The sequence below is a fragment of the Sorangium sp. So ce176 genome (assembly GCF_051519835.1).
GTDB lineage: Bacteria > Myxococcota_A > Polyangia > Polyangiales > Polyangiaceae > Sorangium > Sorangium cellulosum_G.
Window position 1 is genome coordinate 5,695,913 of sequence record NZ_CP150371.1, and the last position, 22,602, is coordinate 5,718,514.

The 22,602-nt window shown below is 72.8% G+C and carries 20 protein-coding genes, 1 tRNA gene and 1 pseudogene; 11 read left to right on the forward strand and 11 right to left on the reverse strand.

Translation table 11 applies throughout. The features are described 5' to 3' along the window. Positions 1-94: 94 nt before the first annotated feature. Positions 95-409, forward strand: coding sequence for a hypothetical protein (locus tag WMF42_RS21255; protein ID WP_437693896.1), 315 nt, complete (start codon positions 95-97; stop codon positions 407-409). 75 nt (positions 410-484) lie between these two features. Here the strand turns inward: WMF42_RS21255 and WMF42_RS21260 are convergent, their stop codons facing one another. From WMF42_RS21260 to WMF42_RS21275, 4 genes are all read right to left on the reverse strand, one after another. Then, entirely contained in the window at positions 485-901 is a 417-nt protein-coding gene (locus tag WMF42_RS21260; protein ID WP_063815972.1) for a hypothetical protein, read from the reverse strand. Positions 902-1,067: 166 nt separating this feature from the next. Then, on the reverse strand, positions 1,068-1,613 hold the full coding sequence (locus tag WMF42_RS21265; RefSeq protein WP_081426998.1) for a vitamin K epoxide reductase family protein: 546 nt from the start codon (positions 1,611-1,613) through the stop codon (positions 1,068-1,070). 273 nt (positions 1,614-1,886) lie between these two features. Continuing rightward, entirely contained in the window at positions 1,887-2,804 is a 918-nt protein-coding gene (locus WMF42_RS21270) for a cation diffusion facilitator family transporter (protein WP_061612353.1), read from the reverse strand. Between the two features lie 163 nt (positions 2,805-2,967). Next, positions 2,968-3,447, reverse strand: a complete 480-nt coding sequence (locus WMF42_RS21275; protein ID WP_233562517.1) for a hypothetical protein — start codon at positions 3,445-3,447, stop codon at positions 2,968-2,970. 728 nt (positions 3,448-4,175) lie between these two features. On the opposite strand from WMF42_RS21275, the pseudogene WMF42_RS21280 reads away from it, so the two are divergent. Together WMF42_RS21280 and WMF42_RS21285 are read left to right on the forward strand one after the other, a co-directional pair. After that, positions 4,176-4,424: pseudogene (locus tag WMF42_RS21280) on the forward strand (Uma2 family endonuclease); the annotation flags it as partial. Positions 4,425-4,458: 34 nt separating this feature from the next. Further along, positions 4,459-4,710: a hypothetical protein gene (locus WMF42_RS21285; protein ID WP_233562516.1), complete on the forward strand. Its 252-nt coding sequence runs from the start codon at positions 4,459-4,461 to the stop codon at positions 4,708-4,710. A gap of 16 nt (positions 4,711-4,726) precedes the next feature. Here the strand turns inward: WMF42_RS21285 and WMF42_RS21290 are convergent. Together WMF42_RS21290 and WMF42_RS21295 are read right to left on the reverse strand one after the other, a co-directional pair. Beyond that, positions 4,727-4,801 (reverse strand) — tRNA-Glu (locus tag WMF42_RS21290). A 214-nt stretch (positions 4,802-5,015) separates the two neighbouring features. Then, complete coding sequence (locus WMF42_RS21295; protein WP_437693900.1) at positions 5,016-5,264, reverse strand: hypothetical protein; 249 nt, start codon at positions 5,262-5,264, stop codon at positions 5,016-5,018. Between the two features lie 469 nt (positions 5,265-5,733). Between WMF42_RS21295 and WMF42_RS21300 the strand changes: the two genes are divergently transcribed. The 3 genes from WMF42_RS21300 (at position 5,734) to WMF42_RS21310 (ending at position 10,748) form a co-directional block, all read left to right on the forward strand. Next, entirely contained in the window at positions 5,734-7,749 is a 2,016-nt protein-coding gene (locus WMF42_RS21300) for a TonB-dependent receptor plug domain-containing protein (protein WP_437693901.1), read from the forward strand. Beyond that, on the forward strand, positions 7,746-8,813 hold the full coding sequence (locus WMF42_RS21305) for an HmuY family protein (RefSeq protein WP_437693903.1): 1,068 nt from the start codon (positions 7,746-7,748) through the stop codon (positions 8,811-8,813). The genes WMF42_RS21300 and WMF42_RS21305 overlap by 4 nt, the downstream gene beginning before the upstream one ends. Before the next feature lie 129 nt (positions 8,814-8,942). Further along, a complete protein-coding gene (locus tag WMF42_RS21310) occupies positions 8,943-10,748 on the forward strand; it encodes a hypothetical protein (RefSeq protein ID WP_437693905.1) in 1,806 nt (601 codons plus the stop codon). An 81-nt stretch (positions 10,749-10,829) separates the two neighbouring features. Here WMF42_RS21310 and WMF42_RS21315 read toward each other — a convergent pair whose 3' ends face one another. The 3 genes from WMF42_RS21315 to WMF42_RS21325 form a co-directional block, all read right to left on the reverse strand. Then, positions 10,830-11,621, reverse strand: a complete 792-nt coding sequence (locus tag WMF42_RS21315; protein WP_437693907.1) for a CBS domain-containing protein — start codon at positions 11,619-11,621, stop codon at positions 10,830-10,832. A 615-nt stretch (positions 11,622-12,236) separates the two neighbouring features. Further along, positions 12,237-12,701 (reverse strand): hypothetical protein, encoded by a 465-nt coding sequence (locus WMF42_RS21320; RefSeq protein ID WP_155798991.1) that lies wholly within the window; start codon positions 12,699-12,701, stop codon positions 12,237-12,239. Between the two features lie 570 nt (positions 12,702-13,271). After that, positions 13,272-14,267 carry an alpha/beta hydrolase gene (locus tag WMF42_RS21325; RefSeq protein ID WP_437693909.1) on the reverse strand — a complete coding sequence of 332 codons (996 nt, stop codon included), beginning with the start codon at positions 14,265-14,267 and terminating at the stop codon, positions 13,272-13,274. A gap of 102 nt (positions 14,268-14,369) precedes the next feature. Between WMF42_RS21325 and WMF42_RS21330 the strand changes: the two genes are divergently transcribed. The 5 genes from WMF42_RS21330 to WMF42_RS21350 all read left to right on the forward strand — a co-directional run bounded on the left by WMF42_RS21330 (position 14,370) and on the right by WMF42_RS21350 (position 21,273). Continuing rightward, positions 14,370-15,194 (forward strand): GNAT family N-acetyltransferase, encoded by an 825-nt coding sequence (locus tag WMF42_RS21330; RefSeq protein WP_437693911.1) that lies wholly within the window; start codon positions 14,370-14,372, stop codon positions 15,192-15,194. Between the two features lie 50 nt (positions 15,195-15,244). Next, the gene (locus WMF42_RS21335; RefSeq protein WP_061612343.1) at positions 15,245-16,651 is read left to right on the forward strand and encodes an FAD-binding oxidoreductase; all 1,407 of its coding nucleotides are present in this window, start codon (positions 15,245-15,247) and stop codon (positions 16,649-16,651) included. Between the two features lie 260 nt (positions 16,652-16,911). After that, a complete protein-coding gene (locus WMF42_RS21340) occupies positions 16,912-18,897 on the forward strand; it encodes a hypothetical protein (RefSeq protein ID WP_061612342.1) in 1,986 nt (661 codons plus the stop codon). 185 nt (positions 18,898-19,082) lie between these two features. Beyond that, positions 19,083-19,955: an alpha/beta fold hydrolase gene (locus tag WMF42_RS21345; protein ID WP_061612341.1), complete on the forward strand. Its 873-nt coding sequence runs from the start codon at positions 19,083-19,085 to the stop codon at positions 19,953-19,955. A gap of 94 nt (positions 19,956-20,049) precedes the next feature. Continuing rightward, a complete protein-coding gene (locus tag WMF42_RS21350; RefSeq protein ID WP_061612340.1) occupies positions 20,050-21,273 on the forward strand; it encodes an MFS transporter in 1,224 nt (407 codons plus the stop codon). Between the two features lie 81 nt (positions 21,274-21,354). Here the strand turns inward: WMF42_RS21350 and WMF42_RS21355 are convergent, their stop codons facing one another. Then, positions 21,355-22,074 carry a ferritin-like domain-containing protein gene (locus WMF42_RS21355; protein WP_437693914.1) on the reverse strand — a complete coding sequence of 240 codons (720 nt, stop codon included), beginning with the start codon at positions 22,072-22,074 and terminating at the stop codon, positions 21,355-21,357. Continuing rightward, positions 22,067-22,495, reverse strand: coding sequence for a hypothetical protein (locus tag WMF42_RS21360; protein ID WP_437693916.1), 429 nt, complete (start codon positions 22,493-22,495; stop codon positions 22,067-22,069). The genes WMF42_RS21355 and WMF42_RS21360 overlap by 8 nt, the downstream gene beginning before the upstream one ends. Positions 22,496-22,602 lie beyond the last annotated feature (107 nt).

Genomic DNA, 22,602 nt, shown 5'->3' on the forward strand with positions numbered 1-22,602 from the left:
ATCGAGCCGGCGACCACCAGCGCGATGCGATGAGCCACCTCGTCGGCGCGGGGGCCCCGGAGCGGCGAGGAACAGTGATTGCAGCGCGGGATACATGGACCCATCCAGCGCAATCCGGTTCGATACGGAGAGGGTCGCCCGTCCCCTCAGCGAGCGAGGTCACGTCAGCGCCGGCGCAGGTTCCGCGGCGCCCGCGCGGCCTGCTGAACAGATCGAGCGCAGCGAGGAGCGGCTCGCGCGCGACCTGGTTGCGGCCAAGGCGGGGTGGGGCGGCATCAAGGGCGAGGCAGAGCAAACGGCCCGGCGCGCCGGCATCGCGGCGGCCGCCGTGGTCGCCGTCGGGGCCATGGCGGCGTTTGCGGCGGTGGCGATACGCTCCCGCCGCAAACACAGGCGGATCTGGTGGTGACGCCGCGTCGCTCCCGAGGAGCTCGTCCTTCAACACCAAGAGCCGCGGGGTGAGCTCGACCCAGGGACCGCTTGCCTACCGCGCTCGCGCGGTGAAGAGCGAGGTGATGGCGTCCAGGATATCCTGGATCGACAGGGCAGGAGGCGGCTTGTCCTCCGGGTTGTCGAGGGCTCTATCCACGTAGTGCCCCAGATATTCGGTCGTGACGAACGCCGTTGTCGCGTTCGTGACCGCGCCGGCCAGCGGGATCAGCCCCAGCGTCAAGCCGAGCATGAGGCGAAGGGCGCCGCCGCCCCAGATGATCTGGTGGATCGAGGACCACGCCTCCTTCGAGAGGGACGAGCCTCGCTCCTTCGCGAGCGACGCCGCGAGCAGGTACTGGATGGGGATGACGAACAGCTGGTCCGAGCCCGGGAGCGGCTGGACGATGAAGCTGATGCCGGCGGCGCCGGCCGAGAATGCGTGCGTGGTGAGCCGTGCTCCGAGCTTCATCTGGGAAGCTTAACGCCCGCTCGGCCGCCGAGAAGTGGCTCGCTCCGCTCGTCCGGGCGCGGGGCGAGGGAGCGATGACCCGCGTCTCCCGCTTCTCACGGAGCGCCGCGCGCTCCATCCTTGCATCTGGTCCTCGCTGTGTGGCGGATCATCTCGCGCTGGGCGCTCACGACCGTCGATCCGGGGACGCCTTCCCCAGCGCTGTCCACCCTTCCGGGAGCGAGAGCGCGAACACGGCCATGTTGGCCGCCATGGCGACGAGGCAGTACGCGCACCAGGTTCTCTCCCGCCTTCGCATCTGGACGAGGAGCCATCCGGACACGGCCGCCTCGACGGCCGCTTTGACCGCCACGGCGGCGGGGATCCAGGGGGTCTTCCTGGCGCGCTCGGCGCCTCCCCAGCCAGCCAGCGCGAGGTTGGACGCGAAGCTTGTGAGCGCGAGCGGCGCGTCGGGCATCGTGAGCCCGAACGCGATATCGGAGCTCGTCACCTTGTCCGAATCGAACCCTGGAAGCGGAGGATCGGGCAGGTGTCGGATGAGCCCGAGCTGGAACAGCGAGACGACAGCCATGCTGGCGCCGCCGGCGAGGGACACGGCGGCGATGAGCCGGCGCCGGGTGAGAGCGGGCGAGCGCCCGTGCTGGAGCGCAGCGCGGAGCGCGCCGGCGCCGGGGAGACCGCGACGCCAGCCGTCATCTCGCCCACCGAGCATCGCCCATGCGCCCTGGCCTCTCTCATGACGTCGTCCCTCCAAGACTGCGCCCGCCGCGCCCTCGTGCGCCCGGATCGCCCCGGCTCCTGCGCTGCCGGACCTCGAGACAGGGCATGGCAGCCTGCAACTTGCAACCTGTGTACCTCGCGTCGAAGGACGACCTCTGCACGGTTTGCCCGCCAGGCGCCCCTGCTGCGAGGACGAGGCGAGGCCCACCTGAGCCCGGGCGCCGCGAGGGATGGCGGAGGCCCGAGCGGCCTCTCCACGGACGCGTCACGCCCCCGCGCGCTGGCGGATCGACCTGGCCTCGACGTAGATGTGCTTCACATCGGGTCGCTCGCTCCGTATCCGCGCCTCCATACGCTCGATCGCCTCCGCAACGCCGGAGGCGGTGAGCGCGGGGTCGAACTCGATGCGCAGCACGACCAGGACATCGTGCGGACCGAAGTGCATCGTCATCGGTCGCCCCACCGTCGACGCGCCAGGATCCGCCTCGGCGAGCGCGCGGACCGCGGCGACGAGCTCCCTGTCCGCGCTCTCCCCCACGAGCAGCCCGTGGCTCTGGCTGGCGAGGAAGACCGCGACAGCCGCGAGCACGAGGCCGATACCGATCGACGCCGCGCCGTCGAGGTAGGGGCTTCCCAGGCGGTGCCCGAGCCAGACGCCGAGAAAGGCGATGGCGAGCCCGGCGAGCGCCGCGGAGTCCTCCAGGACGATCGTGAACGTCGTCGGGTCCTTGCTGGACCGCATCGCCGCGAGGTAGCCCTGTCCGGCTTTCTTCTTGAACGCGTGGACCGAGATGGCGAGCGACGTTCCCTCGAAGACGGCCGCTGCGCCGAGGACAGCGTAGTTCCACGTCGGATTCTCGATCGGGCGCGGGTGCAAGAGGTGCAGGATCCCCTCGTAGATCGAGACGCCGCCGCCCGCGGCGAAGATCATGATGGCGACGATCAGCGTCCAGAAGTAGAGCTCCTTGCCGTGGCCGAACGGATGATCGGCGTCGGGCGGGCGGGAGCTCCGGTGCTTGCCGAGCAGGAGCAGGAGCCCATCTGCTGTGTCGACCATGGAGTGCACGCCCTCGGAGAGCATCGCCGAGCTCCCGGTCACGGCGGCGGCGATGAACTTGATCGCCGCGATCGCCACGTTGGCGCCGATGGCGCCGTAGATCGCGATCCTCGATTCTCTCTCCATGCTCCGCCGGTTCTCCCGGCGACACGATGATCCCCGAGCCGTTCGAGGAGGCGCATGACATGGCCGGCCTCATCATCGTCGCCGGGTGCCTCGCGTCGCTCTGGTCGAGCAAATACTCGCTCTGCCCCTGCCTCGAGCGACGCCAGGTCCGCCGAGCTCGGCGCTACCCGACGGGCGTCGGCCCGATGACGGCGGCAGAGGACGGCGACCCAGGACTGGTCTGCTCCTCGGCGGTGATGAGCAGCTCGAAGCTGGCATACGGCACGGTCGTCTCGACCAGCGTGCCGTTCCGGCTGCCGGGATCGTAGTCGAGCACTCCGACCCGCCGCCACGGGGCGTCGGAGCTCGGGCGCTGCCAGGCGACGAGGTGCTTGCTGCCGGCCTGAATCCGCTCGGGCGGCGGGAGGTGAACGACGTTGACCGCCAGCCGTGTGGTCGCGGCATCGGCGTTGATATCGGCGGTGATGTGCGCATCGGCGCCGGGCGCGAGCTGCGTCGCCTGGACGGTCTTCTCGCTCGGGCCGCCGCAGCCGGAGAGCGCCATGCCCGCGAGAAAGCCGAGCGTGATCCCTGTCCGGCGGCCGACCCGTCGTACAGTGTCAACGTGTTTCATATCGCCACCTTGATCGCCTTTCTGCTCCACGGCGGACCTGCTGCCCATCTCGGGCATCGGCTCCGGGCTGGCCGGTATTGCAGCCGCCCGGCCGTGTCGCCGTGGCTCGAGCAACCATCGTGCCGAGGCGGGATGTGAATCAGGTGGCTCGACGCCGGTAGAGGAGCGCTCGACGCGCGGCCTCATCCAGGGAGCCCCGAGCGCGCCGAGCGACGGAGACCGTTGGCTCCTGGCCTCCCGGGCGACTGGCTGCAGCCATGCGAAGATCCAGAGCGGCAGGCGTCCGCCCGGCCGATGACGCGCAGCCAGCGCGTTCGATGTGGGTGGCGAGCTGGCTCGACCGGTGGCCGAGGTGTTCACGCACATACGCGCTGACGTCAGGTCTGCTCGCGATGCCCGTGGTGCGCACCGCGAGCGGCGTGCGCTCGGCCGGCGTCCGGCCGCTCACCCGCTTCACCGGGCGGGCCACTTCGCACGGGGACGCAGCGCGCCGCGATCGCTCCTGAGTCTCGCTCATCCCTCTTCTCCTCCGTTGATTCACCAGACGAGCGGCAGGCGCGCAGTGCCGACCCGAGCTCCGGAGGGATCGAGGGTTGTCACAGTCCGGGTCGACGTGCTCCAGGTCGACCGGGACATGAATGTTTATCGAAGAGCCCCGGGCCGGATGCCCCTTCTTCAGAGCCTGCGACACGTATCTCTTGTTCGAAGCGGAGCACGAGAGCCTGGCGCGCGGGCGAGGCAATCTTGATCACGAGGTCATGCGCCACGTGGAGCATCCCTTCCGGACGTGGGGAGTCGTTCCCGAGAGGCTCGTTGGCCTCTCGCGCGCGCATTCTGGCCGGAGGCCCGATGCCTCTGCGTACATGCCTCAGCGCCGCAAGCCACCTCGGCGCAGGGCGATCCATGCTCCGCCCGACATCATGGTCGAGGTGGTCACTCCTATCCCACGGGACGCACGCCGCGACAGCGTCGAGGGGCTCCACGAGTACGCGTCTTTCCTGGTGCGCGGGTATTGGTTCATCGACCCGCGGGAAAGAACGCTTGAGCCCCTGGCGCCAGGGGCCGACCGCCGCCACGTACATGCGCTCGGCGGCCAACGAGATCGTCGGCAGCATTCCCGGCCTGGAAGGACTCTCGCTCGACCCCGACGCGCTCTGGGGCGAGGTCGAGCTGCTCGGTCCTGAATCCGGAGAAGGAGCGCTCCGGGACCCGGAAGCCCAGCAACGTTGCCGCCCTTCGCGCGGCATCCACCCGCACCGCTGGCCGGCTCTCGAAGCGTCGCCAAGTACCTGAAACTACAAAGGATTTGCGTCCCCAGCGGGATTCGAACCCGCGTAGCAGCCTTGAAAGGGCTGAGTCCTGGGCCGGGCTAGACGATGGGGACCGGCGATGCGGCGCGGGAAGCTACCCGCCGTCGTCGAGCAATGCAAGCCCTACGCGCTCCGTCCGTGCCGTTCTCGTCCTCGCGAGGCCCGCCACGGGTACCGCGCCGCGGCTCAGCGGCTCGTCGTGACGGGCTCCGCGGGGGCGGGGGTGGCGCCCCGCGCGCCGACCGCTGCCTCGAGCTGGCGGCCTGGTCGGCACCGCTGGCCTCTGGCCTAGTCCGCCTCGCCGCTCTTGGACGGTGTCCAGGAGGGAGCGTCGCTCGCGGGAAACGAGTCCTCGACGGTCTCGTCCACCTTCTGTTCCGGCTCCTTGTCCCCCGTGGCCTCGTGGCCCTCGACAGGGTCTCCTGGGACGTGCCGGTGCTGGTCGCCGCCGCCCTGCCGCTCGCGCTGAGCCGCGCCCGCGGCGCCCCTGGGCGTCGCTGCCCCCTGGTCCTCCGTCGCCTTCTCGTTCGTCTTCATGCGCACCTCCTCGAGCTGTTCCGGCTTCTCCAGAGCACCTGGAGCCGTCGAGGCGCACCGCAAGGGGCCAACGGATGCCGGTGAGCGCAGCGTGCCATTCGCCCGGCACGGAGCTCCCCTTCCTGCGCCCTGCCTCCGAGCACCTCCGAGCGCGCGCACGCGCACGGTCCGGCGCACGCTCCTGCGCACGCCCACGCGTCACCGCCTGCCCCGAACCGCTGGACGACCGCCCTGAATCGGGCGACCATACGCACTGCGCCACCCACCTTGCGCCACACGGACCTGAGCTCTCCCTCATGCTTCCGCTTCCGGGCCTAGCGCCTGCTGTTCCCATGTCCCCGGGAGGACCGTGCACCGACGCCGGCGCCTGACGCGCGCCGCGCCGGTCGCCTTCTGCCTTCTCCCGGCGCTCTTCTCGGCCGTCTCTGCACGCCCAGCGCTCGCGCAGCCCGCGCCTCCCGGACAGCCCATGTCGCCCGCGCAGCCCGCGCCTCCCGGACAGCCCACGTCGCCCGCGCCCCCCGCGCCCCCCGCGCCCCCCGCGCCACCTCCCCCCTCCTCGCCCTCCCCCCCGCGTCCCCCTCTCGAGGTCGTCGTCACCGGCACCCGCACGCCCGAGAGCAGCCAGCGCGCCACGGTGCGCACGCGCGTCGTCACCCGCGAGGAGGCCGAGCGCCGCGGCGCCACCAACGTCGGCGAGGCGCTCGACGGCGAGCTCGGCGTCCAGGTCAACCCGAGCGCCTACGGCTCGCTCGGCAACCCGAGCGCCATCCAGATCCAGGGCTTCGACCTCGACCGCGTCCTCGTCCTCGAGGACGGCGAGCGCGTCATCGGCGACGCCGGCGGCGCCATCGACCTCTCCTCCCTCCCGCTCAGCGACGTCTCCCGCATCGAGCTCGTCACCGGGCCGACGAGCTCGCTCTACGGCGCGAGCGCCATCGGCGGCGTCGTCAACGTCCTCTCCGGCCCCCCCGCCCACCCCGGCTTCAGCGGCCGCGGCCGCCTCGAAGGCCGCAGCCGCGCCGGGCTCCTCGTCCAGGGCTCCGGCGCCTACCGCGGCGAGCACGCCTGGGCCAGCGCCGACGCCTCGCTCCAGCGCGAGGACAGCCTCTCCCTCCTCGAGGGCAACCCCGCCACCGCCCTGCCCGATCGCGCCCAGCACCTCGTCGGCCTGCGCGCCGGCGCCGCGCTCGGCCGCGGCATCGACGTGCGCCTCCGCGCCCGGTGGATCCACGACGATCAGGACGGCCTCGAGCAGCTCGTGCGGCCAGGCCTCCGCCCGTACCTCTTCGATCTTCCCGAGGTGACCGACCGCGTCACCCTCCACCTCACCGAGACGATCGACCTCGGCGGCGGCTCCAACCTGCGCCTCGCCGCCGGCCGGCAATGGGCCTTCCGGACGAGCGGCCGCGACCTGCGCGGCTCGCCCCTCTCGGAGCTGCGCGAGCGCTCGGGCACCCTCCAGAGCTACGAGGCCATCGCCACCCTCGCCCACGGGCAGCTCACCTGGGTGATCGGCGGCCGCGCCGAGGTCGAGTCGCTCACCCAGGAGCTCACGACGACCGAGGTCTCCACCTCGGGCACCTCGCAGAGCGCCTTCGACGAGGTGCCCGACACCGAGCTCGGCAGCGCTGCGCTCTACGGCCAGCTCGCGTGGAAGATCACCGACCGCCTCACCCTCATGCCCGGCGTCCGCGGCGAGTACTGGCCGCGCTACGGCGGCGTCGTCGCCCCGCGCCTCGCCCTCGCCTACAGGCCCGCGCCGTCGCTCACCCTGCGCATCTCCGGCGGGCGCGGCTTCCGCGCGCCCAGCGCGAAGGAGCTCGGCTTCTCGTTCGACCACTCGGGCCTCGGCTACATCCTCGAGGGCAACGAGGATCTCGCCCCCGAGACGTCCTGGGGCGTGAACGGCGATGTCACGTGGACCCCCGGAGAAGGCCTCACCCTCCGCGGCGGCGCCTTCTCGAACTGGGTCGATCACCTGATCGACATCGACCCGATCCCCATCCGCTCGTCCGGCGGCGTCGACACGTATACCTACATGAACATCGCCAGGGCGCGCACCGCGGGCGTCGAGCTCTCCGCGACGTTCCAGGCGGCAGCGTGGCTCCGCGCCGAAGCCGGCTATGCCTACCTCTGGACGCGCAACGACGACCCCGCCGTCCGCGATCAGCCGCTCTCCGGCAGGCCGCCGCACACAGCGCAGGCGGCGCTCCGCGCCGAGCTGCCGCTTCGCTTCGAGCTCGTCACCCGGCTCCGGACCCTCACCAGCGCGTTCGTCGCGACGGGCCTGCGCGCGCCCGGGTTCACCACGCTCGACGCGCGGCTTGCGCGGCCGCTCTGGCCCTCGTCGCAGGCCTACGTCGGCGTCAGGAACGTCCTGGGCGCGCAGAAGGACCCTGGCCGCGTCGGCGATCACCGGCCCCTCGAGGGGCGCACCGTCTACCTCGGCGTGGTCGCCGAGCTACCGTGGGAGGACTCATGACAAGAGGGTCGATCGTCGCAGCGCTTCTCCTTCTCACCCCGGCGTGCAGCGACGATGTGGGCAATGATGGGGAGGACGGCGCGCTCCTCGAGGTCGAGGTGCCGGCCTCCGGCCGCGTCTTCCTCCGGCTCGCCACGCCCGAGATCGTCGCCCCTGCCGGCGACGGCGCGGCGTCCACCGACTGGGATCTCGCCCTCTCGGGCTACGACGTCTTCACCAACAGCGGCCTCAGCGGCCCCGGCGACGGCGGGGCGCTGCCGCTCACCCTCGAGGACACCAGGGCAGGCCAGCTCCCGAACACCCCGTTCCTCCTCACGGACGAGACCGGCGGCGCCTTCACGCGGTGGTACGCCTACGACGGCGAGTCGCACGTCGCCTTCAGCCGGTATCACATCCACGCGATCGAGCACGAAGGGCGCTACTGGAAGCTCCAGATCCTCTCCTTCTATGGAGAGGTGGAGGGCGCGCCGGTCACCGCGCTCTACCAGCTCCGGGTCGCCGAGGTGCTCCCCGACGGCGCCGGCGAGACGGTCGACATCAAGGATCTCGACGCGACAGCGGGCGACATCGACGCCCTCGAGAGCGCGCCGAGCGCCTGCCTCGACCTCGCGGGCAACCGGCAACTGATGCTCACGCCGGCCGAGGCGCGCGAATCGACGGAGTGGCACGTCTGCTTCCGCCGATCGCTCGTCAGCGTCAACAGCGAGCTCGGCGGCCCCGGCGCCGCGCGCGGCGCCGACCTCCAGGAGAAAGAGACCCGGTCCGAGGCGCTCGCCGACGTCAAGGAGCGCACCGCCGCGTCGGAGCGAGCGCGGTTCGACGCGGCCGACTACCAGGCCCTCACGGATCCCGCCGTCCGCTACCGCGGCGACCACGTGGCGACCGCCTTCACCGGGCGCTGGCTCGAGCCCGGATCGAGCCCGCCCGCGCCGGCCAGGGACACAGCGTGGCTCGTCCAGAGCGCAGATGGCCAGTCGCGCTTCGTGGCCGTATTCGAGCGCTTCGAGGGCGCGACGGACGCATCCCCGGGACGGGTGATAATGCGCATCAAGCAGGTGGAATGACCGACACGCGCGCCTTCGGGCGCCGCGGAGCGGTCAGGAGACTGCGCGGCGCGTGACTTCGCAGAGCGACGCGACCATACTGCGCGCGCTCGGTGAGGGCCTACCTCACCCTTCGTAAGGAGCCTGCTTATGACAGAGTCGCTTGCCCCCGCATCGAGCGCCGCAGGTCGGTCCCGCCAGCAAGGGACGCCGGAGGGCGAGCGCGGGGCGACGCGGGCGCGCCGCGGGGGCCTGTTCGCCGCGGGGGTGCTCGCCGCGCTCGCCGCGGGGGCCTGCGGCGGCAGGGTGGTGGTCGACGGGTTCGAGCCGCCCGACGGCGCCGGGGGTTCCGCGGGGACCGGCGGCAGCACGAGCGCCGCCACGCCGGACCCGACGGGCTCCGGCCAGGGTGGCGACATCAACGAGGGCGGCGCGCCGCCGATTCCGCCGCTCGTCGAGGAGGATCTCGGCGAGATCGCCATCGGTGTCCCCGTCCCGGTGGATATCCCGCCAGGCACCCTCGGCTTCACGGCCATCGCGCAGCTCATGACCTCGCCGCCGAGCTTCGATCCGATCGGCATCGCGGAGATCTACGGCCCCGATGGCAGGACGTTCATGGCGGACTACACGATCCCCGGCACCCTGGCCAGCTTCTACAACCAGGGGATCGGCACGGCAGCCGTGCCCCAGACGGGCGCGGCCGCGTCCGTGCCACTTGTGCCAGGCACGTACTGGATCACGATCGGCGACGGCGGCTTCGGCCGCCCGACGGCGCCGACGCGCCTCTCGGTGTGGCGCCGCCAGACGCTCGACGGCCGCTTTCACGGCGGGAAGCTCGACATCAACGCCTTCATCGCGGGCGAGGCGATCTCCGAGGAGTACCTGCAGAGCGCGCTGCGCAGGGCCTACCAGGGGTTCGTGGGCCTCGACGTGGGCAGCGTCACGGTGCATCGCCTGGGGGCAGAGTGGGGCTTCGTCGACGAGGAGCTCCTCCCGATCTTGCTCGAGCAGACGGCCGGCGCCCGCGGCCGGCCGGCGCTCAACGTGATCGCCGTGTCACAGTTCGGCGGCAGGCTCGAGAGCGCTGCCGGCGCGACGCCCTCCGCGCCCTCGGTCGCTGTGGAGCACGGCACGCATCTCAGCGGCATCGTTGTCACGCTCTTCGAGGATCCCCAGGTCGACACGGCCATCCTGCGCCACGAGCTCGGCCATTTCACCGGGCTGTTCCACACGACCGAGATCGAGCCCGCCTTCGCCGACCCGCTCGACGACACAGTGCGGTGCGACGACGCGCTCGAGCTGCTCGAGCTCTGCCCCGACTACGACAACATCATGTTTCCGACGGGCGGCGACTTCTCGGGCCGGATGACGCCGCAGCAGACGACCATCGTGCAGGCGAGCGCTGTCTACCGCGGGATCGTCGAGAACGGAGGCGGCGCCGCCGACCCGCTCCCGGCGGGCCGCGGCCCATCCCCCGCCGGCCGCGCTCCGGACCCGGCCGGCCGCGGCCAGGCCGGCCACGGCGCGGCGCCTGCGCCTGGCGACAGCGCCTGGGCGGCCGCGCTCCCGTCGCGCGCCGCGACCCTGCTCGCAGGGCACTTCTGCGGGCACAGCGCGGCGGCGGGCGCGGACTACTTCGCGCTGCTCCGCGCGACAGGCGGCGCCGACGCCGACCGGCTGCTCGCTGTCGGCCGCGATCCCGGCGCGCCGGTCCAGGCCCGGGAGCGCGCCCTCGCCGCCGCGGGCCGCGCCGCCGCGCCCTCCACGGCCTCCGCGCGCGTGCTCGCCGATCTCGAGGCGCTCGCCGTGGACCCGCGCCTTCCGCGCCGCGCGCGCCTCGGCGCGATCCAGGGGGTCGCCGCCGCCTCGCCCGCCGCCGCCCGCGCGCTCGCCGCGCGCCTCGCCGCCGACCCCGACAGGGTGGTCGGCCGGATGGCGATCCGCGCCGCGCGCTGAGGCCGCGGTGGGCGCCGGCGCGTCCACAGCGGATGCTGCTCCGTCGCCCGGCCGCTCCCGCGCTCCTCGCGCCCGGCGGCGCTACCCCGCCCTGGACCGCGCGGCCACGGGGATCACGCCCGTCCCGGCGACGGCGCGCGCGAAGTCCAGCCCCGTCAGCACGCCGCGGAGCCGCCGCCCCTGCACGACGAGCACGCGCCGCGCCTGCGCCGCGTGCGCGGCGGCCGCGGCGCGGTGCAGCGGCGTGCGGACGTCGAGACAGACCATGGCGGGGCTCATCACGTCCTCGACAGGCGAATCGGACAGCACGCCGTGCGCGAGCAGCGCCTCCGTCTGCGTGAACATCCCGACCGGCCAGCCGTCCGGATCCACCACGACGAGCCCGCTCACCTGCGCGGTCGTCAGCCGATCGGCCGCGAGCGCGAGCGGCGCGTCGAGCGGGATCGTGTACGCCGGGGCCGACATGAGCTCGCCGATCGCTGTCGCGTCCCGCGCCTCGACAAGGGCGAGGAGGAGATCTTTGGTGCTGAAGACGCCGGTCAACCCGTCGTCCTCGCGGACGAAGACCCGGTGGATGCGGTGCTTCAGCAGCACGCTGGCCGCCTGGACGACCAGCGTCGTGCGCCCGACGGTGATGATCCCCGGGCGCAGCACGTCGCGCGCCGGGACGTCGGGCAAGGTGAGCAGCATCCCGCGGCTGTTCGTCTTCGTCTCGAACTGGCCGAGCCGCAGCAGATCGGTGCGGGAGAGCACGCCGATCGCGCGCGACGCCGCGTCGACGATGGGAACGCAGGAGATCGCATGCTCACCGAGGGCGCGGTGCACCTCGGGCAGCCGCGTCGTGTCGGGCGCCGCGATGACTTCGCAGGTCATGTAACGCGAGACGGGTGTCGCAAAGCGCATCATGGGGGATTCCTCGAGGACGCCGCCGCGGGTTCTTCGGACAGGCGGCGCATCAGCGCGATGCGGGATAAAAGCAAGAAGCGATCCGTAATGCGGGAACACGCCATCGAGCCCAGGCCCCAAGGTGGGATATAGGGCGCAGCGCTCGAGCGAGCCCGGCGGAGGCTGGCTGCGGCCAATCCGGGCGCAAACACGGCACATCGGCGCGCGAACTGCGCCAGAATGTGTGGCGAGCTGGTCAGCTCCCGGACGGCCCGATCGATGGGGGGGTGCTCCGTGAGCGGTGTCCCAAAATGCATCACGTGGGGAGCCCTGGCAACGTGGCCGTCGGGGCACACCCCTGGTGGAACCAGAGAGAGGGACGGGTCGGCCCGGCCGCCGGGGAGCAACGCATCTGCCGCGAGCTCCCGGCGGCCGGGTCCCGTTGATCTCCTCATCCGATCCGCAGCTCACACGCGGAACGCGCGGCGCCACCTCGACGTCCCGAGGGATCGTCGCGCCGCGGTCCGGGCGCGGATCTCACCTACACCTCTCCGTGCGCTCTCCGGCGTGCGCGCTCCGGCTCGCCGGAGTCCGCGCTCCGGATCAGAACGGCCTGCCGTAGCCGCCGCATCCCCCGGAGGCGGGGGCGAAGGCGCCGACGCCGCCAAGGCCGCTGAGGGGGCTATAATAGGGGTTGTTGTACCCGCCGAGGTTGCCGAGGTTGCCGTAGCCGCCGTAGCTGCCGTACGGCCCCCAGTTGTTGCCGCCCCAGGGGCTCCACGGACCCGAGCCCGAGCCCCATCCATTGAAGATCGGCGAGAACTTGTTGCCGGGCCAGCCGCCGCCCCAGCCGCCGCCCCAGCCCGGGCCGCGGCCCCAGGAGCCGCCGCAGTCCCGGCTCGGAACGCCGTACAGCGCCTGAGAGGTCGCCTCGACCTCCACGGCCTCGGCCTCCGTCTCGTCCATGTCCACGTCCTCGGCGCCTGCCTCGCCCACCGCGCACCCGGTGGTCAAGGCGGCCATCGCCATCGCAACATGCATCCACCTGCTATTCACCAGCTCAACCATTTCTCCTCCTTCCACGGCCCGCGACATCCGCGGGACCGTCGCGCCAGTCGGATTGCGCAGAGAGCAGCGCTCATGCCCGAGAGCTGGTGTGCAGAGGCTGCCGCCCGAGGGCGCGCGCAGCGGGCGCGAGGCACCGACAAACCGACATTCCTAAACAGCTCCCGGCCCCCGGGCGACGGCCCGTTCACCCGCGCCGGATCACTGGGCAGATAAGGCGCTTCCATGCGCGCTCATCGCGCCACGAAGCCCCGCCGGCCCCCGCGCGAGACGCCGCGACTCCGGCAAAAACGCGCCTTTCACGAGCTATCGATTTCTCGCCGCAGGGCGCCGCGACGGGGCGTCTCCGACGATCCGAAAGCCATCTTGCCCACAAGGTAGACCAGAGAGCGACAGCGGCGCATCGACACCTACCCTGTCTCGGGCGTTCGGCGCCGCCGCGTTCGCGTTGCTCACCCATGTTGCCGGCGCCGGCGCGCACGAGAGCGCCCGTGAACAGCGCTCTCGGCATCTTGCGCAGCGCGCGTCAGAGGTCCTGTCGAGCGGTCCCCGCCGGGCGGCAGGCCAGGTCGCTCAGGGCGCGGCGCTCCAGGCCTCCCAGGCTCGTGCGAAGTCGTCGGCGCGGATCTCGTGGCCGCGCCCGGGGTGCACGACGAGCTCGTGCTCCCACCCGTGCTGGGTGAGCACGTCGGCGAGGTTCTCGGCGCTCGCGATGGTGGAGGAGAGCTCCTGTTCGCCGACGGCGATGTAGATCGGCGGCCTCTCCTGCGAGAACAGGTGCTCTTCGATGACCATGCGCCCCGCGCCGACGAGGCCTGCGCCGTGGACCTCGACGAGGCCCTCCAGCGCCAGGTAGCTCGCCAAATAGCCCCCGTTGGAGAAGCCCATGACATAACGCCGGCCGAACGTCTGGCCGAGGATCCGCGAGAGCAGCGCCTCTGCGCGCATCCACGCTTCGATCAGGGCGGGCGCCGCGGCGTCGACCGTCTCGCGGCGCGTCGGCCAGCAGAAGGAGGTCTCCACGGACGGATGCCAGGTGCAGAGTCCCGGCCTTCCGCGCGGGAAGACGGCGACGACCCCGAGCGCCTCGGCGACCTCCGCGGCGATCGCCTGCAGCCCCACGGGCAGCGCGTCGGGCGCCATGGTCCCGTGCAGCACGTAGAGGATCGGCGCGCCGCGGGCGGCGGTCTCCGGCACATGGAAGCATGTGTGATCGTCCAGGCCGCTCCACCCGGCCGAGCACCAGTCCGTCTCGACCGGCTCCCAGACCAGCGCGTCGCCCTGGTTCCCCTCACGGCCTTGCCCACCGTCGCCGCCCGCGCCGGAACCGCCGCTGCCGGCCGCGGCGTCGCCCGAGGCGGCGTCGCCCTCATCACGCTGGCCGGCGCCCGCGCCCCCGGCGGCGCCAGCCTCCGCGCCCCCGGCGGCGCCAGCATCCGCTGTGTCGTCCGCGCGCGGCGCTCCGCCCGCCGCGCCGTCGCACACGACAAGCGTGAGCGCGAGCGTCGCGAGCGTCGCGAGCGGCGCCGCGCGGCCCTGGAGGATCCACCCGCCGTGTGCCGTGTCCATCCCCCTGTCACGGTGCCCTGTCGCGCGCGGCGCCGCAACGCGCGCGCGGCGAGTTTCTTGCGTGGGTGGGACACGCGGCGCGATGGAATGTAGGCTCGCCCCATGTCCCGCCTCGCCGCGCGCCCTGCGAGCCCCGCCGACTACGACCATTTCGCCCGGCTCTTCGTGGAGCTCGACACAGGCAACCCCATCTTGCCCCGCGACCGCTGGGAGAGCGCTCTGGCAAGAGACACCCTCTTCTTCGAGGAGCGCGGCGAGGTGGTCGCCTATGCGTATGTCCAGCCGCTGCGCGGGGTCGGCTACGTGCGGCACGTCGTCGTCGCGCCGTCCCACCGCGGCCGCGGCGTCGGCGGCGATGTCATGCGCGCCGTCGCCGCGCACCTCCGCGGCCGCGGGTGCACGCGGTGGTGCCTCAACGTCAAGCCGGACAACACCGCTGCCGTGCGGCTCTACCGGAGCATCGGCATGGAGCACGCTTACCTGCTGACAACGTTCGAGCTCCCCTGGAGTGCCCTCGAGCGCCTCCCGCGCCCTTCCCGCCCGGTCGTCGCCCGGCCGGCGCAGCCGTCCGACGACGCCGCGATCGAGGCGGCGTTCGCCCTCGTGTCCGGTCAGGTCGCCGACGCCCGCGACAGGGGCGGCCTCGTGCTCCTCTGTCTCGTCGACCCCGCGACGCCGGACGCCGCCCCGCTCGGATACGCCAGCTTCGACCCGTTCCTGCCCGGCGCCTTTCCCTTCCGCGTGGCCGCCCCCGAGCTCGCCGCGCCCCTGCTCGACGCCATCTGCCCTCACGCCCCGCGCCCCCCCGAGGCCGTCCTCGTCACTGTCGAGGACGACGACGCGCTCGTCGCCGTCCTCCGCGACACCGGCGCGAAAGTGCAGCTCGTCGGCGCGCACTTCCGCGGCGAGATCCCGGCCGCCGGCTGACCCGCGCAGGCCGCTTGCCCTCGGCGCGACGCCGCAGTACCGAGCCGGCCATGAGCCCACTCCCCGGCCTTCCCGGCGACTTCCTCGCGGCCGTCGCGCGCGAGTTCCCCGCGGATTTCCTCTCCACGGACGCGGCCGACCTCGCGACGTTCGGCCGCGACTGGACCAAGGTCCACGAGCCGAGGCCCTCGGCGATCGCGCTCCCGCGCTCGACGGACGAGGTCTCACGGCTGCTCCGCCTCTGCTCCGAGCACCGCGTCCCTGTCGTGCCCTCGGGCGGGCGCACGGGGCTCGCGGCAGGCGCCGTGGCGGCCAAGGGCGAGCTCGTCGTGTCGCTCGAGCGCATGCGGCGCATGGGCCCGATCGACGTGCTCGGCGCGACAGTGCGCGTCGAGGCCGGCGCCGTGACCGAGGCGGTCCACCAGCACGTCGCCCCGCACGGGCTGACGTGGCCTGTCGACTTCGCCTCGAAGGGGTCGAGCCAGGTGGGCGGCAACATCGCGACGAACGCCGGCGGCGTGAAGGTCATCCGCTACGGGCTCACCCGTCAATGGGTCCTCGGGCTCACGGTCGTCACCGCGAGCGGCGCGGTGCTCGACCTGAACGGCGCGCTCGAGAAGAACAACACGGGGATCGACCTGCGCCAGCTCTTCATCGGCAGCGAGGGCACGCTCGGGATCATCACCGAGGCGACGCTCAAGCTCACGCGGGTGCCCGAGGGGCTCAACGTGTTCCTGTTCGCGGTGCCGGACCTCGCCGGCGTGCTCGCGCTGTTCCGCGAGACCCGGATGGGGCCGTTCGTGGTGATGGCCTACGAGTTCTTCACGGAGAAGTGCCAGGCGCGCCTGCGCCGGCACCGGAACGTGCGCATGCCGCTCTCCGCGCCGTCGGACTACTACGTGCTCATCGAGGTCGAGCGCGGCGAGCCCGAGGCGCTCGAGGCGTGGATCGCCTCGCTGTTCGAGCGCGGCCTGGTCACCGACGGCACGCTCGCGCAGCACTCCACCCAGGCCGCCGAGCTCTGGACCCTCCGCGAGGGGATCAGCGAGAGCCTGTCCGCCACCGGGCTGCCGCACAAGAACGACGTGTCGCTCCCCATCCAGGAGCTCGAGGGCTTCTGCTCCGAGCTCGAGAGCCTCTTCGAGGCCCGCTATCCAGGGTGGGAGATCGCGCTCTTCGGCCACATCGGCGACGGCAACCTCCATATCAACGTGATGAAACCCGACAGCCTCACCCGCGAGGAGTTCCTCCAGCGCACCCACGAGGCGGATCACGCGATCTTCTCGCTCGTGCAGAAATACCGCGGCAGCATCTCCGCCGAGCACGGGATCGGCCTGCTCAAGAAGGACTACCTGCCCTACTCGCGCTCGGCCGAGGAGCTCGCGATCATGCGGTCGATCAAGCGGGCGCTCGATCCCCTGAACCTCATGAATCCAGGCAAGATCATCGACGTCTGATCGCGCCCCGGAGCGCCCGCGGCAAAGGCATCTCGCGGGTGCCGCCCGGGGACGATGGATGGACGCGCTCCGACCCGGACACAACCCCTCTTCTCCCGCCGCTTCCGCCGCTCCCGCCGCTTCCGCCGCTTCCGCCGCTTCCGATCGCTCCCGGCCGCCGCTGACTCCGTCGAAGCCACCGTGACCTCGGCGACCCGCATCGCCGCGCTGGAGCGGCGTCGCCCTGGGGTGCGCGCGCGGTCATACTCCATGAGATACGTATGGGAGTGCTCGACTGGCTCAGGCGATGGCGTGCCCCTCAGGCCCGGACGGAAGCGCCGCTCCCGCCCAGGGCCTCCACTCCGCCCGCGCCCTGCCCGCCGGCAACGACGGAGGAAGCGAGCCGTCCCGGGGCGACTGGGCCCTTCCCGCCGTCGACCACGCGGTCCTGGGGGGTCGAGGGCTACCGGGTCGAGGCCGATCTCTCGCGTCAGGCGCTCTGCCTCTCTGTCCCCGCGGAGTACGGGGCGGAGGACGAGCCCGAGCTCTTCCCCACGCTCGGGGCGGCCCGGCTCCCGTCGCGCATTGTCTCGGCGGCGATGCTCGCGCAGAAGGCCAGGCAGTTCGACGACGGGCTGATCGCGGCGGTGGAGCTCGCCGCGCAGCGGGGCGCCGGGCTGCTGCGCGGCAAGGCGTACCTGCTCGAGACGTGGCTCGCCTCCCTCGCCCACGGCTCGCCCGCGGCCCCGGCCGCGCTGCTGCTCGCCGCGGCGCGGCTCGGCGGGGTCGCCCCGGACGTGCCGCGCCCCCTCGCGGCCGACGTCGCGCGCCTGCTCGACGAGTTCCTCGCGGACGAGCGCCGCTCGAAGCCGCTCGGGCTCCACACGTGGAGCGAGCCGCTCCGGCGCATCTTCCAGCAGGACCGGCTGCTCCAGACGCCGCTGCGCGACCCCGGCCCGATCGAGGCGCTCGCCCGCGTCCTCCGCGAGGAGGCGGCCGCGCGGACCACGTACGAGGACATGCTCGCCCTCGCGTCGCGGCTCACGGGCCCGCTGGACATGCCGGACCTCACGCCCGTGCTCCGCTCGCTGGATCGCGGCCAGGTCGAGGTGGGGCCCGCGCACGCGATCTTCCCGCCGTCGCGCTCCCGCGAGGGCGACCTGGCGAGGATGCTCTTCGCGGATCAGCCGATCCCCGAGCGGTTCGACATGGCGGGCGAGCTCGCGGCGCGCATCCGCGACGGCAGCGTGGACCTCCGGCCGACGGCCGGCTCCGGCTGGCCCGACTACAAGACATGGTCGCTCGAGCCGCTCGTCGCGCCGGAGCGCGCGCCGGAGGCGCCGCGCGTGTCGGTCGAGCGCCGGTACCGCGAGCTCCTGCTGGAGCTGTTCCAGGGCATCCTCGCGCTCACGCGCGAGACGCACGTCAAGCAGCTCGCAGACCCCGCGCCGAGCTGCGCCCCGCCGTTCGTGCGCCGCCGGCCGGGCGTCGTCGTCGACGTCCTGCCCGAGCTCGCCGCCGAGCCCACGGTGTCGTATTTCCTTCGCCGCGCGCTCGGATACCGCTTCGTCCGCCAGGTGCTCGAGGGCGCGTTCGGCGCGTCCGCGCTCGCCCGCATCGAGCGCCTCACGCCCGAAGGGCCCGTCGATCTCCCGCTCTCGAAGGAGCTCGCCCAGGTGGAGGGCCTGTTCCTCGGCGCCGCCGCCGCTGTCGCGAGCGATCTCGGGATGTCGCTCGACGAGGCCATGGATCCGGCGTTCCGCGCCGCCTGCGCGGCCATGGACCTCCTGCCGGACCGGGACGGCGCGCTCGGGTCGGGGCGCGGGCGCGAGCACGACGCGCAGGCGTTCCGGCGCTGGAGCGCGCTGGAGGACCGCGACCTCGGGCGCGACGCCCGGAGGATGGTGCCCGTCTTCCACGACCGCGAGCGCCGGAAGACAAGGGTCTGGGTCTTCCTGGGGTGGAGCGCGCAGCGCGTGCTGGTGTCCTTCCAGCAGCCGCCCGCGGTGCGGGTCCTCGCGCCCGACGGCCGCGCGGCGTCGCCGCCCGAGGTGGAGGTGCGGTTCGGCGTGCTCACGCACGACCTGGCCTACCCGGTGATGGCGGAGATCACCGTGGATCGCGTGCTCGACCGGGACGAGCTCCGGGCGATCTGCGACAGGCACCGCACCCGGAGCGCGATCGTGGCGGCCCTGGAGAGCGGCGGCCGCGCGAGCGCGCCGCGCCCCGGCGACAGGCTCGACGGGGCGCTGCGCCGGCGGGCCTGATCCGTCCCGAGAGTCGGCCGCAGCGCCGCCGCGCGTGCGCCCCTCCTTCATCCGCGATGTCGCCCTCCTATCGTGGCGTTCGTCGATTGGCTTCGTGATAGAAACGCGGCGGCGTCGATCGACAGGAACCTCAGCGCGCGACCTGCCCCGGGGCACCGGCGGCCGACCTGCGGAAGGAAGAGACGATGACCCTCGACGAGTCCAGGCTATCGCACCGGTTCACCGAACGAAGCGGCGTCCGCCTTCATTACGTCGAGGCGGGCGAGGGCCCGCTCGTCGTGCTCCTGCACGGCTTTCCCGAGCTCTGGTACTCGTGGCGGCATCAGATCCCCGCGCTCGTCGACGCGGGTTATCGCGTGATCGCGCCGGACATGCGCGGCTACAACCTCTCGGATAAGCCCGCTGGCGTCGCGGCGTACGCGAGCAGCGAGCTGACCGCGGACGTGGCGGCGCTCATCCAGGCTGCGGGCGTGGAGCGCGCCGCGGCCGTCGTCGGCCACGACTGGGGCGCCGGCGTCGCCTGGCCGTTCGCGACGCGGTATCCCGCGCTCCTCGAGCGGCTGGTCATCCTCAACGGCCCTCACCCCGCGACGATGCTCGCCGCGCTCCGCACGCCGCGGCAGCTCCGCAAGAGCTGGTACATGTTCTTCTTCCAGATCCCGATGCTGCCCGAGCTGCTCGTGCGGTGGACCGATTACGCGCCGCTCCGCGCGTCGGTGAAGAACGACCCGTGTCGCCCGGGGGCTGTCACCGAGGACGATCTCGCGCGCTACATCGAGGCGTGGTCGCAGCCGGGCGCGCTCACGGCCACGATCAACTACTACCGCGCCGCGCTCCGCCCGAGCAGCCTGCGGGCGACAGGCAAACAACCCCGCGTCGACGCGCCCGTGCTGATCATCTGGGGCGAGCACGACCGCTACCTCGGCCCCGAGGTCGCCGCGCCCGATCCGGAGCTGGCCCCCGATGTCCGGCTCGTGCGCATCCCCGACGCGAGCCATTTCGTGCACTACGATCGGCCGGAGAAGGTCAATCAGCTCCTCCTCGACTTCCTGCGGTGAGGCCCGCGCCGCGCGCTCCTCCGGCGAGGCGCTCTTCCGGCGCCGCGGACCCGTTTGACACGGCGGAGCGGCCGATCGACCCTGCCGGGCGATCATGCTCCGCCGCATCCCTGATCGGAATATCTGGCTCATCTACGGCGCGATCTTCCTGCTCGGGCTCGCGTACGGCATCGCCATCTCGCTGACCGCGGTCTTCCTCGACGCGCGCGGCTTCAACAAGCGCGACATCGGGCTGCTCGCGTCGTGCTTCGCGCTCGGCATCGTCCTGCTCTCGTTGCCGATGGGCGCGCTCATCCGCCGCTTCTCGGCGAAGGCGACGCTGGTCCTCTCGCTGGCCGGGTACGCGGCGGCTGTCGGCGTCTTCCCTTTCCTGCCGGGCTTCGCCTCCATCGCGGCGGTCCGCTTCCTCGACGGCGCGTGCTCGGTCGGCATCTGGGTGAGCTGCGAGACCATCCTGCTCGCCCGGTCGGACAAGGACAACAAGGCGTTCGTCACGAGCCTTTATGCCGTCGCGATGGCGCTCGGCTACGTCCTCGGCCCGCTCTGCGCGAAGGGCATCGTCGCGCTCTCCTCGATGCCGTGGGCGTTCGTGATCTCGTGCGTCGTCTCGGCGCTCTCCGCGCTGCTCGTGCTCGCGCGCCTCGACCGCGACCCGCCCGAGGCGGCGGCGCACGGCGAGGCCGGCGCGCTCCCCGGCGCCGAGCCGCCGGCGTCCTCCGCCTCGATCCTCTGGCGCATCAAGACAGCGTGCTTCGCGACCTTCGCGTACGGCTATTTCCAGGCGTCGGTCGTCCTGTTCCTCCCGCTCTACCTGATGGCGTCGAAGGGCGTCACGCTCGACCAGACGATCCTCATCCCCGCCTATTTCGCTGTGGGGATGCTCGCGTTCACCAACGTCTTCGGCCGGATCGGCGACCGCCGCGGTCACCTGTCCCTCATGCGCGTGCTCGGCGCGATCGGCACGCTGATGATCCTCGGCTTCGTGTACCTCGATCAGTATGCGGCGATGTGCGTCGCTGTGTTCATCGCGGGCGCGACGCTCGCGTCGATCTCGCCGCTGAGCCTGGCGCTCCAGGGCGTGGTCACCGCCCCGCGCGACTACGCCCGCGCGAACTCGCTCTACAACGTCTTTTACGCCGCGGGGATGCTCCTCGGCCCCCCCGCGTCGAGCGCCCTCTACGAGGCGGAGGGCGGGGTCGCGATGCTCTACCACCTGGCGGCGCTGTGGGCCGCGTTCGTCGTGTTCACGATCGTCTTCTCGGGCGACGACCCGGCCTCGCGCCGGGGCGAGCGGGGCCGGCTCGAGGTCGCGGCCTGACGAGGGCGCCGCGGCGGCCCGCCCGGGTGCTCGCCGCGCTCCTGTGGCTCCGGTGAGGCGCGTCGCCTCCCCGGGGCCCCGTCACCCGAGCCGCTCGGCGAGCCACTGCTCGCCTCGTCCCGTGTCGATCCCGAAGCGCCGCAGCCCGGGGAGGACCACGAGGCGCATTGTCTCGTCGAAGATCCGCCGGCGCTCGCCGCGGCCGAGGGCGCCGAGCCCCGACAGCGCCCCTTGCTCCGGGTGCTCGGCCCCTGACGAGAACACCTCTTCGTGCACGGTGCCGGCGAGCATGGCGGGCAGGTGTTGGCCGATGACGTCTGCGCAGCCGCGCTGCCGTTCGGCCGCGAGGTGTGCCCAGCCGAGCCGCGCGTGGTCCACCTCGTCGCGGAGGATCTGCTGCATGGTGTCGCGCACGCGCGGGTCGGTCGCGCGCTCGACCATCTCGCCGAGGAGCGCCGCGCTGAGCGTCTCGGTGACGCACGACATCGCGACGACCTCGTAGAGCAGCCTCTCGCGCGTCCCGAGCGCGCGCGGCGCCACCTCCGGCGCCCCTGCGACAGCGGGCGGGGTGAAGGCCGCGCCGCCGAGCTCGCGCGCCAGCGCTGCGCAAAGCGCCGCGTGGCGCCGCTCGTCCTCGGCCGCCGCGCGCGCCATGGCGACGACGGGCGCCACGGCGCCGGCCGCCGCGAGCTGCTCGGCGAGCCGCGAGAACCGCGCGGCCGCCTCCAGCTCCGCGCACGTCCGGCTCCTCCAGACCCCCGCCGCGGCCGCGCGCGCGCCCGCCGAGCTGCCCTCAGCCACTGCAGCACCCCGCGCCGTCGTTGCCCGCATCACAGAACCCTGGTGGGCAGCACGGCTCGTTGTTGAGGCATCCGTCGCCCATCCAGCAGCAGGGGCAACCGCACGCGTCCGACGCGAGGGGCGTCGACGAGCAGTCGAGGCTGTCCTCGCCGCCCCCGCCGCTCCCCGCCGTCGCGCCCCCGCTCCCCGCCGTCGCGCCCCTGCCGCCTCCGTTCCCGCCCTCCGCGCCGCCGCCGCTGCTGGCGGTTCCGCCGCCCCCGCCTCCCCCGCCGCTGCCGGTGGCGTCCCCGCTCGTCGAGCCCGTGGTGCCCGCCGCGCCGGCGCCGCCGCTGCCGCCGCTGCCGCCGTCGTCGCTGCAAGCGGCGAGCCCCACGGCCGCGCCGCTCAAGATCAGCACGTTGAAGAGCCTCTCGATCTTCATCGCAAATCCTCCAGGTCAAGCCAGGCGAGCCCCGGCCCCGCCGCCCCTGCGCGGCCAGCCTCCCGGTCACCTCGCCTCGAGTAGCCCCCGAGATTGCGCCACCTCGA